General features: G+C 69.7%; 19 protein-coding genes and 1 tRNA gene. 11 read left to right on the top strand and 9 right to left on the bottom strand.

Translation table 11 applies throughout. From position 1 onward, the window contains the following. From B9H04_RS09090 to B9H04_RS09105, 4 genes are all read left to right on the top strand, one after another. On the top strand, positions 1-1,085 hold a 1,085-nt coding region (locus B9H04_RS09090; protein WP_085682626.1), incomplete at its 5' end, for a thiamine ABC transporter substrate-binding protein. Positions 1,086-1,112: 27 nt separating this feature from the next. Beyond that, positions 1,113-2,909: an ABC transporter permease gene (locus B9H04_RS09095; RefSeq protein WP_049932061.1), complete on the top strand. Its 1,797-nt coding sequence runs from the start codon at positions 1,113-1,115 to the stop codon at positions 2,907-2,909. Next, positions 2,899-4,068, top strand: coding sequence for an ABC transporter ATP-binding protein (locus tag B9H04_RS09100; protein WP_085682627.1), 1,170 nt, complete (start codon positions 2,899-2,901; stop codon positions 4,066-4,068). Before B9H04_RS09095 ends, B9H04_RS09100 begins: the two co-directional genes overlap by 11 nt. Positions 4,069-4,533: 465 nt before the next feature. Continuing rightward, complete coding sequence (locus tag B9H04_RS09105) at positions 4,534-4,791, top strand: DUF7561 family protein (protein WP_049932058.1); 258 nt, start codon at positions 4,534-4,536, stop codon at positions 4,789-4,791. 39 nt (positions 4,792-4,830) lie between these two features. Here the strand turns inward: B9H04_RS09105 and B9H04_RS09110 are convergent, their stop codons facing one another. Continuing rightward, entirely contained in the window at positions 4,831-5,580 is a 750-nt protein-coding gene (locus B9H04_RS09110) for a TrkA C-terminal domain-containing protein (protein WP_049932057.1), read from the bottom strand. A gap of 246 nt (positions 5,581-5,826) precedes the next feature. Between B9H04_RS09110 and B9H04_RS09115 the strand changes: the two genes are divergently transcribed. Genes B9H04_RS09115 through B9H04_RS09125 form a run of 3 tightly spaced genes read left to right on the top strand, consistent with a single transcriptional unit; the run spans position 5,827 to position 8,518 of the window. Then, positions 5,827-6,180, top strand: coding sequence for a hypothetical protein (locus B9H04_RS09115; RefSeq protein WP_049932056.1), 354 nt, complete (start codon positions 5,827-5,829; stop codon positions 6,178-6,180). A gap of 30 nt (positions 6,181-6,210) precedes the next feature. Further along, the gene (locus tag B9H04_RS09120; RefSeq protein WP_049932055.1) at positions 6,211-6,918 is read left to right on the top strand and encodes a potassium channel family protein; all 708 of its coding nucleotides are present in this window, start codon (positions 6,211-6,213) and stop codon (positions 6,916-6,918) included. Positions 6,919-6,964: 46 nt separating this feature from the next. After that, the gene (locus B9H04_RS09125) at positions 6,965-8,518 is read left to right on the top strand and encodes a TrkH family potassium uptake protein (protein WP_049932053.1); all 1,554 of its coding nucleotides are present in this window, start codon (positions 6,965-6,967) and stop codon (positions 8,516-8,518) included. A gap of 57 nt (positions 8,519-8,575) precedes the next feature. On the opposite strand, the gene B9H04_RS09130 is transcribed toward B9H04_RS09125, so the two are convergent. After that, positions 8,576-10,933, bottom strand: coding sequence for an amino acid permease (locus B9H04_RS09130; protein WP_049932052.1), 2,358 nt, complete (start codon positions 10,931-10,933; stop codon positions 8,576-8,578). Between the two features lie 213 nt (positions 10,934-11,146). Here B9H04_RS09130 and B9H04_RS09135 point away from each other — a divergent pair, with 213 nt between their 5' ends. Continuing rightward, positions 11,147-12,256, top strand: a complete 1,110-nt coding sequence (locus B9H04_RS09135; protein ID WP_085682635.1) for a pyridoxal-phosphate-dependent aminotransferase family protein — start codon at positions 11,147-11,149, stop codon at positions 12,254-12,256. A gap of 55 nt (positions 12,257-12,311) precedes the next feature. Here the strand turns inward: B9H04_RS09135 and B9H04_RS09140 are convergent, their stop codons facing one another. The 3 genes from B9H04_RS09140 to B9H04_RS09150 all read right to left on the bottom strand — a co-directional run bounded on the left by B9H04_RS09140 (position 12,312) and on the right by B9H04_RS09150 (position 13,877). Continuing rightward, complete coding sequence (locus B9H04_RS09140; protein WP_049932051.1) at positions 12,312-12,608, bottom strand: hypothetical protein; 297 nt, start codon at positions 12,606-12,608, stop codon at positions 12,312-12,314. 69 nt (positions 12,609-12,677) lie between these two features. Then, positions 12,678-12,977 carry a DUF424 domain-containing protein gene (locus B9H04_RS09145; protein WP_049932049.1) on the bottom strand — a complete coding sequence of 100 codons (300 nt, stop codon included), beginning with the start codon at positions 12,975-12,977 and terminating at the stop codon, positions 12,678-12,680. Continuing rightward, entirely contained in the window at positions 12,978-13,877 is a 900-nt protein-coding gene (locus B9H04_RS09150; RefSeq protein WP_049932047.1) for a tetratricopeptide repeat protein, read from the bottom strand. A gap of 111 nt (positions 13,878-13,988) precedes the next feature. Here B9H04_RS09150 and B9H04_RS09155 point away from each other — a divergent pair, with 111 nt between their 5' ends. Both B9H04_RS09155 and B9H04_RS09160 read left to right on the top strand, forming a co-directional pair. Then, positions 13,989-14,681, top strand: coding sequence for an SdpI family protein (locus B9H04_RS09155; protein ID WP_049932044.1), 693 nt, complete (start codon positions 13,989-13,991; stop codon positions 14,679-14,681). Between the two features lie 127 nt (positions 14,682-14,808). Continuing rightward, complete coding sequence (locus B9H04_RS09160) at positions 14,809-15,471, top strand: DUF7119 family protein (protein WP_085682628.1); 663 nt, start codon at positions 14,809-14,811, stop codon at positions 15,469-15,471. A gap of 21 nt (positions 15,472-15,492) precedes the next feature. Here B9H04_RS09160 and B9H04_RS09165 read toward each other — a convergent pair whose 3' ends face one another. Further along, complete coding sequence (locus B9H04_RS09165; RefSeq protein ID WP_049932041.1) at positions 15,493-16,860, bottom strand: M20/M25/M40 family metallo-hydrolase; 1,368 nt, start codon at positions 16,858-16,860, stop codon at positions 15,493-15,495. Positions 16,861-16,965: 105 nt separating this feature from the next. Here B9H04_RS09165 and B9H04_RS09170 point away from each other — a divergent pair. Continuing rightward, a tRNA-Lys gene (locus B9H04_RS09170) sits at positions 16,966-17,039 on the top strand. 220 nt (positions 17,040-17,259) lie between these two features. On the opposite strand, the gene B9H04_RS09175 is transcribed toward B9H04_RS09170, so the two are convergent. From B9H04_RS09175 to B9H04_RS09185, 3 genes are all read right to left on the bottom strand, one after another. Next, entirely contained in the window at positions 17,260-17,916 is a 657-nt protein-coding gene (locus tag B9H04_RS09175; protein WP_085682629.1) for a lactate utilization protein, read from the bottom strand. A gap of 294 nt (positions 17,917-18,210) precedes the next feature. After that, a complete protein-coding gene (gene thsA / locus B9H04_RS09180) occupies positions 18,211-19,863 on the bottom strand; it encodes a thermosome subunit alpha (RefSeq protein WP_080508593.1) in 1,653 nt (550 codons plus the stop codon). Positions 19,864-20,281: 418 nt separating this feature from the next. Next, entirely contained in the window at positions 20,282-20,824 is a 543-nt protein-coding gene (locus tag B9H04_RS09185; RefSeq protein WP_006114650.1) for a KH domain-containing protein, read from the bottom strand. Positions 20,825-20,831 lie beyond the last annotated feature (7 nt).

Raw genomic sequence — 20,831 nt, forward strand, 5'->3', positions numbered from 1 at the left:
GGGGCGGCGGCAACAGAACCGACGACGGCGGATCGGAGAGCGGCGACGGCGGCGACGAGACGCCGACCCTGACGGTCGCCACGTACACGAACTTCATCGACGCGCCGTCGGTGAGCCCCGGCGAGTGGCTCAAAGAGGAGTTCGAGAGCCGGTACGACGCCACGCTGGAGTGGGCGACGCCCGACAACGAGGTGAACTACTACGTCGAGCGCGCCGCCTCTGGCGCGGGCATCGACGCCGACCTCTACGTCGGGCTCACGACGGAGGACCTCGTCCGCGTCGACGGGGCGCTCGACGAGGACCTCTTCGCCGAGGCGGGCGACGTCGACGGGCGCGACGCGGTCAAGGAGGGACTCCGGTTCGACCCGTTCGAGCGGGCGGTCCCGTTCGACACCGGCTACGTCAGCCTCGTGTACGACAGCACGACCACAGAGGCGCCGGAGACGTTCGACGGACTGCTCGACGACGAGCACGCGGGCGCGCTCATCGCGCAGAACCCCGGCGGCTCCGCGACCGGGCGGGCGTTCCTCCTCCACACGATCAGCCGCTTCGGCGACGGCGGGGTCGCGAGCGACGGCGACGGCGAGGCCGTCGCGGGCGGGGACGGCGACCCCGACTACGACTACCTCGACTACTGGGCGGAACTCCAAGCGAACGACGTGCGCGTGCTGGGGAGTTGGGACGACGCGTACGCGGCGTGGAGCGAGGGGGAGGCGCCGATCGTCGTCTCCTACTCCACCGATCAGGTGTTCGCGGACATGGAGGGCGCGGACCTCCAGAAGCACCAGATCCGCTTTTTGAACGACCAGGCGTACGCGAACCCGGAGGGGATGGCCCTCTTCGCCGACGCAGACGAGCCCGACCTCGCCCGCGAGTTCATGTCGTTCATGCTGGAGCCGGACGTTCAGGGGGAAATCGCTCAGCGCAACGTCGCGTTCCCGTCGACCGACGGCGCGGAGCTGCCGAGCGACTACGCCGAGCTGGCGAAGGAGCCGGCCGACCCGGTGACGTTCACCTACGACGAGCTCCAGGGCTCGGTCGACGCGTGGGTCGAGGCCTGGGAGCGGCAGTACGCCGGGAACTGATCGCGTGTCCGACGAGGGACCGAGCGCGTGACCGACCACGACGGGCGACTGTCTCGGCTCGGGGAGTGGGCCGAGGCGCGCGCGCTGACGGCGCTCGCGGTCCTCACCAGCGCCGCGCTCGTCGTCGCCTTCTACTACCCGACGGCGACCGTCCTGATTGAGGCGGTCGTCGTCGACGGCGCCGTCACCCTCGGCGCCTTCGCCGAGGTGCTCACCGACCCGTTCTACTTCGGCGAACTCGCCCGGCTGCTGTCGGGCGAGTCCCCGGTCGCGGTCGCGCGGGCGCTCCTCTCGCCGGACCGCCGACTCGGGATCGTCGGCTTCACCGCGTACCAAGCGGTCCTCTCGACCGTCGCGAGCGTCGCCCTGGGCCTCCCGGCCGCCTACCTGCTCGCGCGCTTCGAGTTCCCCGGGCGGCGAACCCTGCGCTCGCTCACCATCGTCCCGTTCGTCCTCCCGTCGATCATGGTGGCGGTCGGGTTCGTCGCCACGTTCGGCGAGAACGGCACGTTGAACACCGCCCTGACGACGCTCGGACTCCCGCGGGTCGAACTCATGTTCACCCTCGAAGCGGTGGTGATCGCCCACGCGTTCTACAACGCGCCGCTGGTGGCGCGCGTGACGACCGCGGCGTGGGAGTCGGTGGACGCGAGCGCGGTCGAGACCGCCCGCAGCCTCGGCGCTGGGCCGGTCCGGGCGTTCGTCGACGTGGTCGCGCCGCAGGTGTACCCCGCCGTCCTCACGGGCGCGGCGCTGACGTTCGTGTTCACCTTCGGAACCTTCCCCATCGTCCTGGCGCTCGGGGGGTTCGAGCTCGTGACCGTCGAGGTGCTCGTCTACCGGTTGGTGCGGGACCTGAGCTACGCCGAGGCCGCCGTGCTTGCGATCATCGAACTCGCGGTCTCGCTCGGCGTCCTGCTCGCGTACCTCCGGTACGAGGCCCGGCAGTCGACCGGCGCGCGCGGCGCTCGGCCGCTCCCCCGGCGCCCGCTCTCCCCGCCCGCCGCGACGCTCCGCGAGCTGTTGCCGCGGGCCGGGCTGGCCGCCTACGGGGTCGTCGCCGGGGTCGTCTTCCTCGCGCCCATCGCGTCGATGGTCCTCGCGTCGGTGACCGGCGGCGACGGCGCGATCACGCTCGACCACTACCGATTTCTGGTCGAGCGCCAGCAGACGGGGGCGGCGTTTCAGGTGCGGCCGTGGCCCGCGATCCGGAACTCGCTCGCGTTCGCGACGGGCGCGACGCTGCTCGCGCTCCCGATGGGCGTCGTCGTCGCGGTGTTGACCACGCGGCGGTACCGCGGGCGGACGCTGGTCGACGCGGCCGCGATGGCGCCGCTGGCGGTGTCGGGGATCATCGTCGGGCTCGGTCTCCTGCGGGGGCTCGTCTTCGGCGTCGAGATCGGGGGGTGGCGGATCGCCGCGAGCGGCGCGGCCGCGATCGTCGTCGCGCACGCGGTCTCGGGCTACCCGTTCGTCGTGCGCACCGTCTCGCCCGGGCTCGCCGGGCTGGACCGCTCGCTCGTCGAGTCCGCGCGGGCGCTCGGCGCCTCGCGGGCGCGGGTGATCCGGGACGTGGAGATCCCCCTCGTCTGGCCCGCGGTCGTCGCGGGCGCGGCGTTCGCGTTCGCCGTCTCGATCGGCGAGTTCACCTCGACCGTCGTGCTGGCGACCGGCGCCGACGCGTACACGATGCCCGTCGCGATCGAACGGTTCATCGGGCGGCGGCTCGGACCGGCGACCGCCATGGGCGTCGTCCTGCTCGTCGTCACCGGGGTCAGCTTCGTCGTCATCGAGCGGCTCGGGGGTGACCACCGTGGGCTCTGAACCGAAGTCGGAGTCTGCGCCCGACCCACCGGTCGCGGTCGAACTCGACGGGGTGACGAAGCGCTACGGCGAGACGGCCGCGGTCGACGACGTGCGCCTCCGGGTGCGGGAGGGCGAGTTCTTCACGCTCGTCGGTCCCTCCGGCTGCGGGCAGACGACGACGCTCCGCCTGATCGCCGGGTTCGAGGAGCCGACGAGCGGGACGGTCCGGTTCGGCGACGAGTCGGTCGCCGGCGTGCCCCCGGAGGACCGCGACGTGGGCGTCGTCTTCCAGAGCTACGCGCTGTTCCCGCACATGACCGTCGGAGAGAACGTCGCGTACGGGCTCAACTTCGCCGACCCGCCCGACGGCGTCACGCGCGACGAGCGCGTCGCGGAACTCCTCGAACTGGTCGACCTGCCGGACGCCGCCGACCGCGACCCGGAGAGCCTCTCGGGCGGGCAACAGCAGCGGATCGCGATGGCGCGGGCGCTCGCGCCCGGCCCCGACGTGCTCCTCCTCGACGAGCCGATGAGCGCGCTCGACGCGCGGCTCCGCGAACGGCTCCGCGCGCAGGTGAAGCGGATCCAGTCCGAACTGTCGATTACCACGATATACGTCACGCACGACCAGGAGGAGGCGCTGGCCGTCTCCGACCGCGTCGCGGTGATGAACGACGGGACGCCGGAGCAGGTGGCACCCCCGCGGACGGTGTACCGCGAGCCCGCGACGCGGTTCGTCGCGGAGTTCGTCGGCGACAATAACGTGTTCGCGGGCCGCGTCGTGGAGTCGCTCGGCGAAGGCGAACTCGCGGTCGACGTCGACGACGGCGACGAGACCCTCCGCGTCGCACCCGGGGGCGGCGGCGATGCGGGGGAGGGCGCGCCCGCGACGAACTCGCCCGAAGTCGGCGACCGGATCGCGTTCTGCGTCCGTCCGGAACACCTGCGCGTCGCGAGCGCGGGCGGAGCAGGGGGCGGCGAGACCGCCGCTCCGGTCGGCGAAAACACGCTGCGCGCGACGGTCGCCAGCGCGGAGTTCCTCGGCGAGACGACGCGCGTCACGCTCGACTGGGGCGACCGCGAACTGCTCGTCCGGACCGTCGACCCCCTCGACGGCGCGGTCGCGGTCGGGTTCGACCCGAGCGACGGACACGTTATCGACGCGGAGCAGCGCTGAATCCCTCACGGTGGCGCGTGCCTGCGAGCGGCCGCCCTCGGCGGCCGCGACGGAGCGCGCGAGGTCGCCGGCGCTACGCGCCGGCTGCCAGAGAATCTTCGATTCTCGCTGGACGCGGTGAGCGCTCGGAGAGCGCGAACCGCGAGGCTGGGGAGGCGTGAGGCGCCGTGCGGTTGCGGTCGGGCGGGACTCAAAGGGGCAGCCGGCGGGGCGGGCGCAGGCGACGTAAGCACCGAACGAGGGAGCGACAGCGACCGAGTGAGGCGCGCAGCGAGCGTGCGCCCGCCTCGCCGGCTGGGGCTTTGGGAGTGTTCGCCGCCGGTCTGCTGATAGTCGCTTATAAATGAGTGGCTGCTGATTGAGCGGTGTTCACCGCAGAGCTGTCAATCGCGTCTCTCCAAACAGCGGCGATATATAATTACCGAGGCGACACGCCTTACCCCGCGGACCCCGTGAGAGACGCGTATGGCCTCCGAGGCGTGCGACGTGTGCGAGCGGTCCGTGCGGATCGCCGGCGGGATCGGCGACCTGTGGAACTTCGCGTTCGAGTCGACGCAGGGGCTGACGCTCGAACTCACCGACGGCTCGGAGTTCTTCCTCTGTTTCGACTGTATGGAGCGGCTCCCCGACGACCACGAGCCGACCGCCGAGGACGTCGCCGCCCTCCGGGAGCGCACCGACCCGGTCGAGGACGACGACAACCACTTCTGGCATTGGGGGTAACGCCGCTCCCGGACGACTGACGACGGACCGGCGCCGCGTTCACTCCCGCTGCGAGCCGAACGCCTCCAGCGACCCCGTCTCGAAGGGGGCGGGCGAGAGCAGCGAGACGACGTCGCCGGCCTGGAACCTCGTTTCGCCCTTCGGCGTGAGCACCTCGCCGTCTCGCTCGACGCCGACGACGTGAGAGTCGCCCGATATCAGTTCGTCCGCGACCGCCTCCTCGATGGTCTTCCCCGCGATCTCGGCGCCCTCCGAGACGGTGAACTCGGCGACCTCGGCGTCGCCCGCGAGGCTCATGAAGTCGGTGAGCGACGGCCCCCTCGGGACGGTCTCGGGACCGAACGGGTCGTACGGCCTGTGGTACTCGCCTTGCATCACGCTCTCGTCTTCGATCCGCAGTCCGAGGTCGGAGAGTTCCCCCGCGATGTGGTTGATGTCGTCGGTGTCCCCGCCGACCGCGGTGACGAGGAGGTTCGCCGACCCCGACATCAGCTCTTGGACGCCGACGACCCCGGAGACGTCCAACGCCGACTGCGCGAGCGGCGTTCGCTCCGGGATCGGCGCCGTACACCTGAACAGGTACGTGATGTAGCCGCCGATCGCTTTGTAATCGACGTCCGCGGGGTAGCCGCGGAGGATGCCGCGCTCTTCGAGCTGGTCGATCCGGTTTCGGATCGTCGCCGGCGTCACTCCCATTTCCTCGGCGACGTCGGACGTGGCGGTGTTGCGCGCGTCCGCGGCGAAGTGGTAGAGGATGCGCTTGTCGATCTCGTCGATGCGATGTCCCATGTTCGAATGACGGCCAGCGCGTACAAATGATTTCTCGTACCCGCGTCGGGAGGCCGGAACGGTTGGCTCAGAAGGACCGAGACAGGACAGTAACCCGGTTTGGAAAAAATAGAAAGCCAATATTTATGACTCAGCGAAAATTTTGAGGGTTATAGATCCCGCATCGAAAGCGTCGCTGGCGTGGGCAGCGGTCGGACACCCGGCCCACATCGCCCGGGATCGACGCGGTCGCAACACGTACAAACCATGACAGAACCTCACACAGATCCGCCGGGAAGCGTCTCTGACGACGTGGTCGACGCGCTCGAAGGGTACGACGACACGCAACTCAGGGAGGTCATTCACTACGCGCAGCGACTCCTTCGAGAGCATCCGACGCTGACGGACGCGATCGAGTCGAGACCCGGAGAAGAGCTCGTCCGCACGGAGGACCACGGCGCATACACGCTCGCGGTCGTGGAGCGGCCGGACGAGACGGGGAGTGCGCGCGGCCCCTTCGCGTACAGGGTCGCTTGGGATCCCGCGAGGGAGGAAGGAGACGGGCAGTATCGGTGGCACTACCTCGGACGCCTCCACGGCGACGCCGAGGAGAGCGCCTAGGACGACGGCTGACGGGAACACACAACAGACATGTACATCATCATCGTCGGAGCCGGCGACATCGGAACGCCGCTCATCGGAATCGCAACGGGCGCCGGATACGAGGTCGTCGTCATCGAGAACGATCCGGAGAAGGCGGACGAGATCGCGAGCAAGTACGACTGTATGGTACTCAACGCCGACGCGACGGTCAAGGAGACCCTCGTCGACGCCGGCAGCGACCGCGCGGACGCGATCATCACGACGACGGACCAAGACGCGACCAACGTGATGGTCTCGCTGCTCGCGCAGGAGCTCGGCATCCCCGACGTCGTCTCCGTCGTCCACAGCCCCGAACACATGAACTTGTTCCGCCAGATCGGCGTGAACACCATGCAGAACCCGCAGCGACTCATCGCCGAGTCGCTGTTCCGGTCGGTCGACCGGCCGTCCATCGTCGACTACATGCGGGTCGGCGAGGTCGCCGAGGTGTTCGAGATCACGGTCGCAGAGGAGGCACCGATCGCCGGGAAAACCCTCGTCGAGGCCGACGACGAGGGGCTCGTCGGCGACGAGACGCTCATCGTCGCGATCGAGCGGGAGGACGCGGACGCGCCGATCACGCCCCGCGGACAGACCCGCATCGAGACGGGCGACCTGCTGACCGTCTACTCCGGTACCGGTGCGACGCCAGACGTGACGGACATCTTCGGTCACTACGAGGACCAAGAGAACGGGTCGAACGGGGTGAGCCTGTGACCGGTCGACCGTTGTCGCGGGGGAGTCCCCCCGGGCCGAGGGAGTCATGAAGGTGAAAAACGACACCGTCGGTCGCGACGTCGGTCGGATCATCCAAGCGGTCTCACTGATGATGCTGATCTCGCTCGTCGTGGCCGCGGTCAACGGCGAGTTCTATACGGTACCGGCGTTCGTGGTCTCCGCGGTCATCATGGCGGGGATCGGCACCGCGCTGGTCCGCCGGTACCGCGGTGCCGACCCGCCGGAGAAGCGCGAGGCGATGGTCACCGCGGCCACGGCGTGGGCGCTCGTCGGAATCTTAGGCGGCCTCCCGTTCGTCCTCATCGCGTGGACGATCCACGTCGACCCGTTCCCCGCGTGGGCGAACACGCCGCCGATGGACCCGACCACCGCGACCTTCCGTCATCCCCTCAACGCGGTGTTCGAGAGCATGAGCGGCTTCACCGGCACCGGACTCACGATGGCGACCGTCGAGGAGGAGCTCCCGCGGGCGATCCACTGGTGGCGGTCGTTCATCGAGTGGGTCGGCGGCGTCGGCGTGATCGTCTTGACGGTCGCGATCCTTCGCCGGTCCGGCGGGAGCAGCGGCTCGTACACGCTCTACGAGAGCGAGGCGCGGTCCGAGAAGATCCACCCGAGCATCGTGACGACCGTCCGCGAGATCTGGAAGATCTTCCTCGGTCTCACGCTCGGCTCGATCGCCCTGTTCCTCCTCGCCGGGATGCCCCTGTGGGACGCGATCAACCACGGGATGACCGGGATCGCGACGGGCGGGTTCTCCGTCCACGCGGACTCGATCGGCCACTACGGGAGCCCGCTGATCGAGTACGCCACGGTCCCGATCATGGTCGCGGGGAGCATCGCGTTCCCGATCCACTACCTGATCTTCAAGGGTGAACTGCGGAACTTCTACGCCGACCTCCAGACGCGGTGGGTGTTCATCTGGTTCGGCGCCGGGTCGCTCGTCTTGACCGCGATCCTCTACGCGAACGGGCAGTACCCGACGCTCGAAGAGACGTTTCGGGTGAGCCTGTTCCAGTTCGTCTCCGCGACGTCGAACACCGGGTTCGGCAGCGCGTCGGTCGGTAACGGCACCGAGCGCGTCTGGACCGCGGGCCCGACGCTGTTCGCGTGCCTCGGGATGCTCACCGGCGCGGCGGCCGGGTCGACGGTGAGCGGGATCAAGCTCATTCGCGTCGTCACGCTGGTCAAGGGGACGGTCTGGCAGATACAGGACGTCTTTCGGCCGCAGGCCGCGATCCGGTACCTCCAGATCGGCGACCGACGCCTCAGCGAGGCGCAGGCGCAGCGCGAGTACACCGAGGCGACGGTCGTGTTCCTGCTGTGGATCACGTTCCTCGTGATCGGCGTCGCGGTCCTCCTTCGGGTCCTTCCGCCGACGTACCCGCTGGAGTACGTGATATTCGACGTGATGAGCGCACAGAGCAACGTCGGCCTCGACTCGGGAGTCACCGGGGCGACCATGCCCGGCACGGCGAAGGCGATGCTGATAATAAACATGTGGGTTGGACGACTCGAAATAATCCCGGTGGCGGTGTTGATCGGGTCGGTCGTCCGCCGGCTCGACCGGTCGGCGTAGGAGAGGCGCGAGCGCCCGGCGGGGACGGTTCGCGGGCGGCGTCCACGCGGACCGCGATCAGGCGTCGTTCGTCGAGTCGTCGACCTCCGGCGTGGACGGGTCGGGCGTGACGCCGGTTTCTCCGGTGGAAACCTCCGCACTGGTGACGTCGTTTTCCCGCGCACCCCCGCCGAAGAGCCGGTCGAAGAAACCGCGCTCGCTACGGGGCTCAGCGAGCAGCACGGAACACTCCACCTCGTTGAGCACGTCCAACACGAGCGACCCGCTGACCAGCCGCGAGAGCAGTCCCTTCTGGGTCGCGCCGATGATGAGCATCGTCGCGTCGCGGGCGGCGCGCTCGATGCTGTTCTCGACGTCGCCGCTTTCGATCCGGAGCGTGGCGTCGGAGAGGTCGTGCGCGTCGGCCCACTCGGTGAGGAACGCGCGGCCCGCCTCCTCCTCGCCGTCCTCGGCGACGTGGAGCAGCGTGACCTCGCCGCCGAACTCGGTCTGGAGCATCTTCGCGACGGCGCCGGAGAGGTCCGAGGCCGGACCGCCCGCGGTCGGCACGAGGATGCGCGAGGCGTCGAACCCGCGGTCGCGGAACACGAGGAAGTCCGAGGGCAGCGAGTACGCCAGCTCGTCGATCGCGGACTCGGCGCGCCCCGGCGCCCCGTGGGAGTCCTCGCCCCAGCCCATCACGGTCATGTCGGCGCCGTAGGTGCGGGCGGCGTCGAACACCTCCTCGAACACGCGGTGCGACAAGACGACGTGGGTCTCCACGTCGACGTCGAACGTCTCGGCGTCCTCGCGGGCCTGATCGAGGAGACCGTGTGCCGCCTCGTGGGCGCCGCGGTCGCGCGCCGCCTCGAGCGGCGTCTGGTCGGGGACGTTGGCGATGTTGACCGCGACGACCGTCCCGTCGCGCTGTTTGGCGATCGCCGACGCTAGCGTGATCAGGTGCTCCTCGGTCTTGGGGTTCGCGAGCGGCACCATCACGCGGTAGTCGCCGCCGCTCGGCTGGACGGAGGTGGCCGCCGAGACGGCCTGCTCGGGCAGGTCCTCGGAGCGGTCGAGGATCCACCGACCGAGGAGCCCGGTGCGTTCGACCTTCCGGCGGGCGTACAGGAAGTACCACAGCACCGCGGCGACGATGAACGCCCCGGCGAGCGCGACCTCGACGGCGCCGACGAACGGGAGCAGGCCGAGCGAGAAGACGATCCCCGCGATCGGCGTGAGCGGATAGAAGGGGACCTCGAAGTCGGGGTCGTACTCGGCGATATCGGCCTCGCGGAAGACGATGAGCGCCACGTTCATCAGCGCGTACACGACCAAGTGGAGCACGCTCGCTGCCTTCGAGAGGATCTCGACGTCCTGGCCGAGCGCCGCGATGAAGACGATGATCATGATCCCGGTGACGAGGATCGACCGGTACGGCGTCGCGAACTGCGGGTGGATCTGGTTGAGCCAGTTCGTGACGATCTTGTCGCGTCCCATCGCGAAGTTGATCCGCGCCGACGCGAGGATCGACGCGTTCGCGCTCGACGCGGTCGCGAGCAGCGCGCCGCCGGTAACGATCGTCACCGCGATCGCGGTGACCGCGGGGGTGTACGCGCCCGAGAACGCCACTTCGGTGGCCTGCGTCAGCGGCGCGTCCGTGCTCAGCTCCGGCCACGAGACGACGCCGAGCATGATGCTGACGAGGATGGCGTAGATCACCGTGACGATGGCGACGCTGCCGATGACCGCCCGCGGGAGGTTCTTGCCGGGATTCTTCAGTTCCTCGGCGACGGTGGCTATCTTCGCGTACCCGAGGAAGGAGACGAACACCAGCGCCGTGCCCGGAAGGATCGCGCCGTATCCCATCGGAGCGAGGCCGCCGGTCCCGGAGAGGGTCGCGTAGTCGAAGGAGAGCCAGCCCTGGATCGCGAACAGGCCGAGGATGATCAGGAGTCCGGTGACGATGACGGTCTGAACGCCGCCGGTCTCCTTCGCGCCGACGTAGTTGACGAGGACGAAGAGGCTGCCCGCGATCAGCGCGCCGATCTGGATGTCAGTGAGGAACAGGACGCCCGGGATCGGCGCGAGCGTCGCGAGGTACTGTCCGAATCCGATGCTGTAGAACGCGGAGGCGAACGCCAGTCCCATCCAGTCGCCCATCCCGGCTATCGACCCGAACAGCGGTCCGAGCGCGCGGTTGACGTAGTAGTACCCGCCGCCGGCTCGCGGCATGGCGGTCCCGAGCTCCGAGACGGAGAAGGCGTTCACCATGGCGATGATCCCGCCGACGACGAACGAGACGACGACGATGGGGCCCGCCTCGCGGGCCGCGAGTCCAGGGAGGACGAAGATCCCCGCACCGATCATCGTGCCGATCCCGATCGTCATGGCCGAGACCAGCCCGAGGTCCTTCGCGAGCTCCTCGTCGCCGCTCACGGCGGGCCACCCCGGGCGGTTGCGACTCTCGGTGTGTGTATCATACCATGATTCTCTGCTCTGTGCCTATAAAGACGGTTGATCCGCGCAACTCCACCGCGGTGCCGCCTCGGCCCGCCGCCGGTCGCGCCCGGCGCCGGCGTTCCCGGTTTTTGAACGTAACACAAGGAACATACCCGCACGCGTCCCGGTACGAACTAACAGGTGGATCCCGTGACGAAGAAACGCGAATACCGCGACGACTACGACGAGAAGACGCTGTACATCCCCGGCCCGACGGAGGTCCGCGACGACGTCATCGAGGCGATGGCCGAGCCGATGTTCGGGCACCGGATGGACCGGATGACCGACCTGTACACCACTATCGTCGAGGACACGAAGGAGTTCCTCGGCACCGACCACGAGGTCGTGATTCTCACCGGCTCCGGCACGGAGTTCTGGGAGGCGACGACGCTCAACCTCGTCGACGAGCACGTCCTCGTCCCGACTTGCGGCGCGTTCAGCGAGCGCTACGCCAACGTCGCCGAGCGGCTCGGCAAGGACGTCGACCGGCTAGAGTACGAGTGGGGCGAGGCGGTCAAACCCGCGGACGTGCGCGAGGCGATCGAGTCCGCGGACGCGAAGTACGACATGGGCGCGGGCGTGATGAACGAGTCGTCCACCGGCGTGCGGAACCCGGTCGAGGAGATCGGCGACGTGATCGCCGAGTACCCGGACACGTACTTCGCGGTCGACGCCGTCTCGTCGCTCGGCGGCGACTACGTCGACATCGACGAACACGGCATCGACGTGATCTTCGCGTCCACTCAGAAGGCGTTCGCGATGCCGCCGGGGCTCGCGGTCTGCGTCGTGAGCGACGACGCCTACGACCGCGAGGTCGAGAAGGGCGACTCCTCGTGGTACGGCGGCTTCCGCCGGACGATCGACTACTACGACCGGAAGGGACAGACCCACTCGACGCCCGCCAGTCCGATCATGCTGGCGTATCGCAAGCAGATGAAACGCATGCTGGAGGAGGGCCACCGCGCCCGCGACGAGCGCCACCGCGAGATGACGGAGTACGTCCACGACTGGGCCGACGAACACTTCGCGATGTTCCCCGAGGCGGGGTACGAGTCGCAGACGGTCGCCTGTATCGAGAACACGCAGGGGATCGACGTGGCCGCGACGATCGAGGAAGTGAGCGAGGAGTACGACATGGCGTTCTCGAACGGCTACGGCGACCTCGGCGGGGAGACGTTCCGGATCGGCCACATGGGCGAGCACACCGTCGAGAGCGTGAAGGAACTCACCGACGCCATCGAGGACGTCGCCGGGCTCTGATCGGGTTTCGCCACCCGGTCCGGCCCGTCTTCCGAGTCGATCCGTCTCCCGATCCTCAGTCTCCCTCGCGGTCGGCGACGAGTTCGATCCGGTAGATCCGCCCGCCGCTCTCGGTGCGGTCGGCGTCGACGACGACGAAGGCGTGGTCGCCCACGTCGACGATGTCCCCCGTGTCGAGCGGCTCCGTCGGTCCGTCGTCCGGTTCGTCGCCCGGGGCCGCGCCTCCGCCGACGGCGTCCGCGCCGACGCCGAGCGCGGCCTCCCCGCGGTCGATCGCGCGCCGCCAGAAGGCGTCGGACGGCGGCCGCGGCCCCACCCGCGACGCCAGTTCGCTCCGCGTGAGTCGTCTCATCGGATTCGCCTCGTCGCCCGCGCCCTTAGCCGGTTCGGATCCCGGCGAGACGCGGGCGGCGGTGCGCCGCTACAGCCAGAGCAACTGCGCGTGCCGCGTCTCCTCGAACTCCAAGACGGTCTCCTCGTCGACGAGCCCCGCGTCGACGGCGACGCCGACCGCCTCGGTGCCGACGATGTTCGCGACCTGTGCGCGCTGAAGTCCCGCGACGACCTCCTCGGCGGTCGCCTCGACGGCGTCGTCGCCACCGTAGAACTCCTCGCTCACGGTGATCGTCGCGCGGCCGTTGTCGTACGTCTCGCCGAGGCAGTCCGGATCACAGACGGAGACGAGCCGTCCCTCGGCGGTCTCGCGCTCGCGGAGGAGCATTCAGAAGCCCTCTGGCCCCTCGCCCTGAAGCTCTCGCTCCGGGCCCTCGGGGTCGCCGCCCCGCCCGCCGCCGGCCTGCCCGCCCTGACGGCCCTGTCCGCCGGGAGCGCCGCGACCGCCCTGACGGCCCTGCCCGCCGGGTCCGGGGGCCTGCCCAGTCTGCTCTTCGACCATCTGCTCTTCGGCCTCGCGACGGAGCGCCTCGGCGCGGTCGGCGACCTCCTCGGCCTGCTCGTGCTCGCCGGCCTCCTCGAGGGCGCGCGCCTTCTCTTCGAGGACCCCCGCGTCGCGGTAGCCGAGGCGGATCGCGTTGTCGAAACACTTGACCGCGTCCTCGGCGAGCCCGCGCTCGACCAGCAGGAACCCGCGGTTGTACCACGCTTCCGCGAAGCGCGGGTCGGTCTCGACTGCGCGCTCGGAGTGTTCGAGCGCCTGCTCGCTCCGGCCGGACTCCCAGAGCGAGTACGCGAGGTTCGTCTCGGCGGTCGCGGCGTGTTCGGACTCCTCGTCGATCCGGAGCGCCTCCTGATACGCGCCGATCGCCTGGTCGAACTCCTCCAACTGGGCGTGGGCGGCGCCCTTGTTCACCCACGCCTCCTGCGCTTCCAGCGAGTCCTCCTCGGCGAAGTTGGCGGCGCGTTCGAACGTCTCCGTCGCCTCTTCGAACCGGTTGATCCCCATGTACGAGAGGCCCACGTCGATCAGCTGCTCGACGTCGACGTCCTCGCTGCCGATGTTCCGGCGGTCCAGCTCCTCGGTCAGCACCCGGGAGTCGACCGGGTCGACGCGGCTCGGGTCCTCGCCGAGCTCCGGCGGGTCGAGCGTGAACGTGTCGTAGTCGGCGTCGACGCCCTGCCCCGAGGAGAACTCGTGGCCGTCGTCGTCGCGTTCGTCGGTCATATGGCCAGAGTTGGCGGTCACGACCGGTAAGGGTTGCGTCGCGCCGGGGTCTTCGGGTCGGAGTCGCACGGGTGGGTACCTTTTATCGGTTCGGCGCGTGTCTCCGGCCGCATGCCCTCCGAATCCGTGCTCTCCACGCGGCTCCGGTTCGGCGTCGCGGTCCTCCTCGTCGCCGTCGGCGCCGCCGCAAGCCTCGCAGTCGCACCGGACCTCCCGCAGCGAATGGTAACGCGGTGGAACGCCGCCGGCGAGCCGACCGAGACGCTCTCGCGGACGGCCGGGATGTGGCTCGTGCCGGGGCTCGCGGCCGGACTGATCGGCCTGTTCGCCGTGCTCCCGCGGATCGATCCCCTGTGGGAGAACGTCGCGGCGTTCCGGGTCCACTACGACCGGTTCGTCGTCGTCCTCACGGCGTTCCTCGTCGCCCTCCACCTCGCCGTGCTCGCCGTCAACCTCGGCTACGCGGTCGACGTGACGACGGTCGCGGCCGCCGGCGGCGCCGCGCTGTTCTACTACCTCGGGACCCTGCTCCCGCACGTCGAGCCGAACTGGTTCCTCGGGATCCGGACGCCGTGGACGCTCAGCGACGACGCCGTCTGGGACCGCACCCACGCGCTCGGTGCTCGGCTGTTCAAGCTCTCGGCCGCGATCGCCGCCGTCGGTCTCTTCGCCGGCGAGTACGCCGTGTACTTCCTCGTCGGCCCGGCGCTCGCGACCGCCGCGGTCACCGTGGCGTACTCGTACCTCCTGTACGCGAGGGGAACGGACGAGGGTGACGACGGGGCGGCCCGGACCCCGAAGTAGCGTCGAGCGCCGACGACCGGTCCGGACCGCGAAGCGCATCGACCCCCGGCGATCCGGCGCGTCCGGCGTTCGAGCGAGTTCCGCCCCGGTGCCCGGCGTTTATATTCGCGGCCCCGAAGGTGTGTGTATGACCGAGGAGTCACGCGCTGACCGACGGTCCCCCGTCGGCGAACCGGTGGTCCGGTCGGACCCGTCGGTGACCGGCGACCGGGCCGCGGACGCGGTGGGGGTCGACCCGAACGACCCCGACAGCGTCGCCGAGGCCGCGAGGACCGTGGGCCGCTTCGCGGCCGGCGACGTCGGCGACGACGACAACGTCCTGATGCTGCGCGGCGCCGCCGCCTGCGCGGCGCTCGTCCGCGGTGTCGGGTCGTACAAGGAAGCCGCCGAACGTGCCGGAGACGACGTGAGCGTCGCGTTTATCCGGAAGTGGGCGCGGGTCCACGACCTCCCGCAGGCGATCCGGCGGCAGGTCGCCAACGGGCGAATCGCCCCCAGCGCGGCGAAACACGTCGCGCGGCTCGGCGGGCGGGACCGCTACCTGCTCGCGTGGGCGACGATCGACGGCGACCTCACCGTGCGGGAGGTCCGCGCGATCGCGTCCGCGGTCAACGACGGCGCGGAGGTCGAGGCCGCCGTCAGCGAGGCCGGGGTCGAACTCGGTCGGCTTCAGGTCCGGCTCCCGGCGGAGACGTACGTCGAGCTGCGCCGACGGGCGTCGATGGAGAGCGTCGATCCGGGGTCGATCGTCGCCGACGCGGTCGACGAGTACCTCGACGGCGACCGGTAGGAACTGCCCGTCACCGGACGACTACGCCGCGTAGTCGCGCGCGAACCGTCCTGCGGCGGCGGCGATCGCGTCGCGTGCCCGGACGACCTCCTCCCACGCAATCGTCTCGTCGGGGTAGTGCGCCTCGTCGATGGTACCGGGCCCGAACAGCACCGCGGGGATCCCGGCCGCGACGAAGTGTCGCGAGTCGGCGCCGTACGTCGCGCCCCGCGGCTCGACGTCCGGGAGCCCCGTCGCGACGAGGCCGGCACGGACCGCCTCGACGACCGGTTCGTCGACGGCGACCTCGGCCGGCTCGAACTGGACGGAGAACCGCTCGAACCGCGGCGGGTGATCGCGCAGCCAAGGGTCGGCGTCGACGACATCGTCCAGGCGCTCGCGGAACGCCGCCTCCACCTCCGCGACGGTCTCCCCGGGCGCGACGCCGATCCGGAACTCCGCTTCGAGCGTCGCCGGGACCGTCGACGCCCACGAGCCCGCCTCGACCCGGCCGCAGACGACCGGCCACGGAACAGCGAACGACCCGTACAGCGGGTGCGAGACCGACTCGCCGCGCTCGGTCTCCAAGTCCGCGAACGCCTCCCGCACGGCCTCGAAGCGCGGGAGCACGTCCTCGCCGCGCCACCGGGTGGCCGCGTGGGCGCTCCGGCCGTCGATCTCGATCCGGGCCATGAGCGACCCCTCGCAGGCGACGACGGGACGTAGCTCGGTCGGCTCGGCGACGATCGCCGCGTCGCGCTCGAAGGGGTACGGGTTCGCGAGCGCGGCGGTCGCGGCGCCGTACCCGCCGTCCTCCTCGCCGGCGACGGCCTCGACGACGAGTCGGAGCCCGGACGGCGGCAGGTCGACTGCGCCGTCGGCGACCCCGTCGCGGACATCGACGGCGGCGCCGACGCAGGCCGCGAGCCCGCACTTCATGTCGGCCGCGCCGCGGGCCGTGAGGGTGTCGCCGCCCTCGTCGGCGGCGGCCGGGTCCGCGTTTCGCTCCGACGTGTCGCGCCAGACCGGCTCGAAGGGGTCGCTCGACCACTCCGCCGCCTCCGCGGGCACGACGTCGAGGTGGCCGTTCAGGACCAGCGTGGGGACCGGGTCGGCGGCGGCGGACTCGGGGGCCGCGTCGTCGCCGTCGCTCGCGCCACCGTCGTCGCCCGCGCCGCCCAGTTCGAGCACGCCGGCGACGCTGCGCCGCCCGTCGACGGCCGCTGCGTCGAGGTCGTCCGGGAAGGAAGGGTGGTCCGCGAGGACGGCGGGGTCGGCGTCCCAGGCGTACGTCTCGAAGCCGAGGTCGGCGAGCCGCTCGGCGACGAACGCGGCCGCGGCCGCCTCCTCGCCGGCGGTCGACCGGTGGCGACAGAGCTCGGCGGCGAACGCGCGCATGTCGAATGGCATGCTCCCGGCGACGGCTGGGGGTCGGAAACCGTTTCGGGTGGCGACGCCGACGCCTTCCGCGGTTCTAAACGTTTATCCGTCGGCTGCCCCTACAGCGATTTGTCTGGGCCGGTAGCTCAGTTAGGGAGAGCGTCCGGCTTTTAACCGGACGGTCGGGGGTTCGAATCCCTCCCGGCCCGTATCCTCGCGGCGAGCAACTCCGCCAGCCGCGAGGCCGTCGAGAAGGGAAAGGTTCGAAACCGCCGAGCGTGGCGCTACCGCGGAACCGACGCGGCGGTCCTCGGAGGATCGGGGACGGGTTACAGTCTCACCGTCTCGGCGTCGCACGGTGGGGGCTGGCGGTCGTCCAAAGGGAGAAATCGTGTGCTCTGTCGGCGTGTATCGCGCGGCCGCGGGAGATCAGTAGCCGAGCTGCTCGCGCACGAGAACGACCGTCGTCCGGCCCTCCTCGGTCTCGCGCCGGTAGACGAGCTGTTTCGCGATCGCGGACTCGGCGCCGTACGCCTCCTGCGCGCGCTCGTTCTCCAGCGGGTACGCGACCGACTCCAGCCGATCGAAGGCGTCCGAGAGCGTCGGGACGATCTTGTTGATCCCGGTGACGATGACGACGTTGCCAGCGGCGAACGGGTACGCGCCGATCCGGCTGCCGGAGAGGTCGGCGGCGACGAGCTCGCCGGTCTGTGCGACCGCGTTGATCCCACCGAGGAAGTAGTCGGCCGTCTGCGAATCGCGCCGCGCGGCCTGTCGCTCCGCGTCGTCGTCGATGCTCCAGATCTGGTCCGGGAGGCTCTCCCACTCGTGGTCGCCCTCGCTCAGGAACTCGTCGAACCCGATCTCTTCGAGCGTCGTCGAGTGCCCGTTCATCACCGAGGCCTCGTCTGGTATCTGGGCGGTAACAGTCTCCAGCGCCTCGTCGGCGTCGTCGACGACGAGCACGTCGGAGCCGCGCTCCGCTAAGTTCGCGACCGTCTCCTCGACGGTCTCGTCGTCTGGGAGCTCGTCCAGTTCGGCGTTGATCTCGGTGTCGTCGGCGTAGTCGGCTTTCTGCTGTGGCATCGTAAACGTGAGAACCTCATCGGGAGAACGAACGGGCGGGAGTCACTTAACCGCTCGCGGACACCGCCGTCCGGTGGTTACGCGGGTGTTACCGTCGTGTCGCGCGGATCGAATGTGGGTGTCGCTAGCGCGGATCGTAACTGACGGGAAGCGAGACGGTCGCGTCGCTGGAGCGTCGGCGTCGATAAAAATCGCGTGTCGTCGTGGCCTGAAGGGGCGCGCGACGGTCGATCGGTGAAGCGGTCCAGCGGAACAGCTGCGGTCGGGGTGGGGGGTGAAGGCGTTAGCCGAACTTCACATCGCGCCGCCCATGCCGCCCATGCCGCCCATGCCGCCGCCCATGCCGCCGGGCGCGCCGCCGGGGCCGCCCTCGTCGCCGCCGTCGTCGGTGCCGCCGCCCTTGAGGTCGCCGGCCGCGATGACGTCGTCGATGCGGAGGATCATGACGGCCGCCTCGGTGGCGGACTCGATGGCCTGGGTCTTGACGCGGAGCGGCTCCACGACGCCCTCGGCCTCCATGTCGATCACGTCGCCCGTGTAGGCGTCGAGACCGGCGCCGAACTCGCCGCCGTCGTGGCGGGAGCGGAGGTCGACCAGCGAGTCGATGGGGTCGAGACCCGCGTTCTCGGCGAGGGTGCGCGGGACGACTTCCAGCGCGTCGGCGAACGCCTCGACGGCGAGCTGCTCGCGGCCGCCGACAGAGTCGGCGAAGTCGCGGAGCTGCAGCGCGAGCTCGGCCTCGGGGGCGCCGCCGCCGGGCAGCACCTGCCCGTCGAGCAGCGTCGTGCGGACGACGCCGAGCGAGTCATCGATGGCGCGCTCGACTTCGTCGACGACGTGCTCGGTGCCGCCGCGGAGGATGAGGGTGACGGACTTCGCCTCTTCGACGTCCTCGACGAAGATGCGCTCGTCGCCGCCGATGTCCTTCTGGGCGACGGAGCCGGCGAAGCCGAGGTCGTCCGACTCGATGTCGTCGAGGTTGGAGACGACGCGGCCGCCGGTCGCGCGGGCGAGGCGGTTCAGGTCGTCGGACTTCGCGCGGCGGACGGCGAGGATACCCTCCTGCGCGAGGTAGTGCTGGGCCATGTCGTCGATGCCGTCGCCGACGAAGACGACGTCGGCGCCGATGTCGACGAGGTGGTCGACCATCTCGCGGAGCTGCTCCTCTTCCTGGTCGAGGAACTGCTGGAGCTGGTCGGGGTCCGTGACGTTGACCTCGGCGTCGATCTCCGTCTCCTTCACCTCGATGGCGCCGTCGAACAGCGCCACGTCGGCGTCCTCGACCGCGAAGGGCATGTTCTCGTCGACGCGCTCCTTGTCGACGATGACGCCCTCGACGAGCTCAGACTCGTCGATGGAGCTGCCGACGACCTTCTCGACGGAGACGTTCTCCGTGTCGATGCCGTCGTCGTCCTGGACCGCGAGGACGGCGTCGACGACGAGCTCGGCGAGGAGGTCCTTGGAGTTCTCCGCGCCCTTGCCCGTCATCGCCGTCTCGGCGATCTCGACGAGTGTGTCGCGGTCGTCCGCGGAGACGTCGATGGCCTCCTCGTCGAGGATCTCCTTGGCCTTCTCGGCGGCCTGACGGTACCCCTGCGCGAGGGTCGTCGCGTGGATGTCCTGGTCGAGGAGCTCCTCGGCCTGATCGAGGAGCTCACCGGCGACCACGACCGCGGAGGTGGTGCCGTCGCCGACCTCCTCCTCCTGCGTCTCGGAGACCTCGACGATCATGTTGGCCGCCGGGTGGTCGATGTCCATCTCTTTCAGGATGGTGACGCCGTCGTTCGTGACGACGACGGACCCGCCGGAGTCGACGAGCATCTTGTCCATCCCTTTCGGGCCGAGCGTGGTGCGGACGGACTCCGCGACCGCCTTGCCGGCCGTGATGTTCATGTTCTGCGCGTCCTTTCCGGATGTTCGCTGCGATTCCTCGGAAAGTACGATCATGGGCTGATTGCCCATCCGCTGGCGCTGTGACATTACGACCATTGATTGTTTGTGATTCTATATAAACCCTTTGTTCAGGTCGTGCGAAATCGCAACACGGTGGGGGAGTATCGGCCAGTATGCGGTGAGTTCACACGACCCTTTATATAGTACGCTAACTCGACCGTTGAGGCCGAGGTTGAGCGGCGCCAAACTACGGCGGCGCGTGCCTGCGAGGCCGCTCTACGGCCGGATAGCACGCGCGAGGTCGGCGACGCAACGCGTCGGCTGCCAGATGGACCGGAGGTCCTTCGCCGGAGTCGGCCGACTGAAGGAAGGCCGACGAGGCTGGGGCTTTGGCGGAGATCAGCGTATCCCGGTAGAGGTCGTCGTTAGTCGAAAGGCGACCGCGGCCGCAACGGGAAAAAGATATTCTCTGTTATTGCGGCGCGTTGAAGCTCACGTCGTCGTCGAGCTCGTTCGACATGCGCTCCAAGTACGAGTACACCGCGCCGTGCGGAGCCCCGTCGAGCAGCATTCCGACAGCGCGCCGCACCACCTCCAGCTCCTCGGGCTGCCCCACCGCGCCCACGGTCGACCCGTAGACGACGACGTTCGCGCCCGACAGCTCCTCGATGAGCTCCCGAGTCCGGCCGTTCTCGCCGATTATCCGGCCCTTCTTACGCTGGAGGTCGTTGTCGTTGCGAGTGTGTTCGGAGAGGTCGACCAGGTCGAGCGTCCGGAGGTCGTGGTCGAGGATCGACAGCGCGGTCTCCGGCTTGAAGCCGCGGCCGATCGCCTTGATCACGTCCGGGGCCACCATCGCCGCCACGGGGTCGTCGCGCTCCTCGATGGCGACGCTTCCGGACTCGGAGTCGATGTCGAGCCGCACGTTCGCCCGCTCTTCGATCTCTCGCATCGTCTCGCCGCCGGCGCCGATGACGACGCCGATCCGGTCCTGCGGAACCGTCACGTGTTGCATATCACGG

The sequence above is a fragment of the Halorubrum ezzemoulense DSM 17463 genome, from assembly GCF_002114285.1.
Classification (GTDB): Archaea; Halobacteriota; Halobacteria; order Halobacteriales; family Haloferacaceae; genus Halorubrum; species Halorubrum ezzemoulense.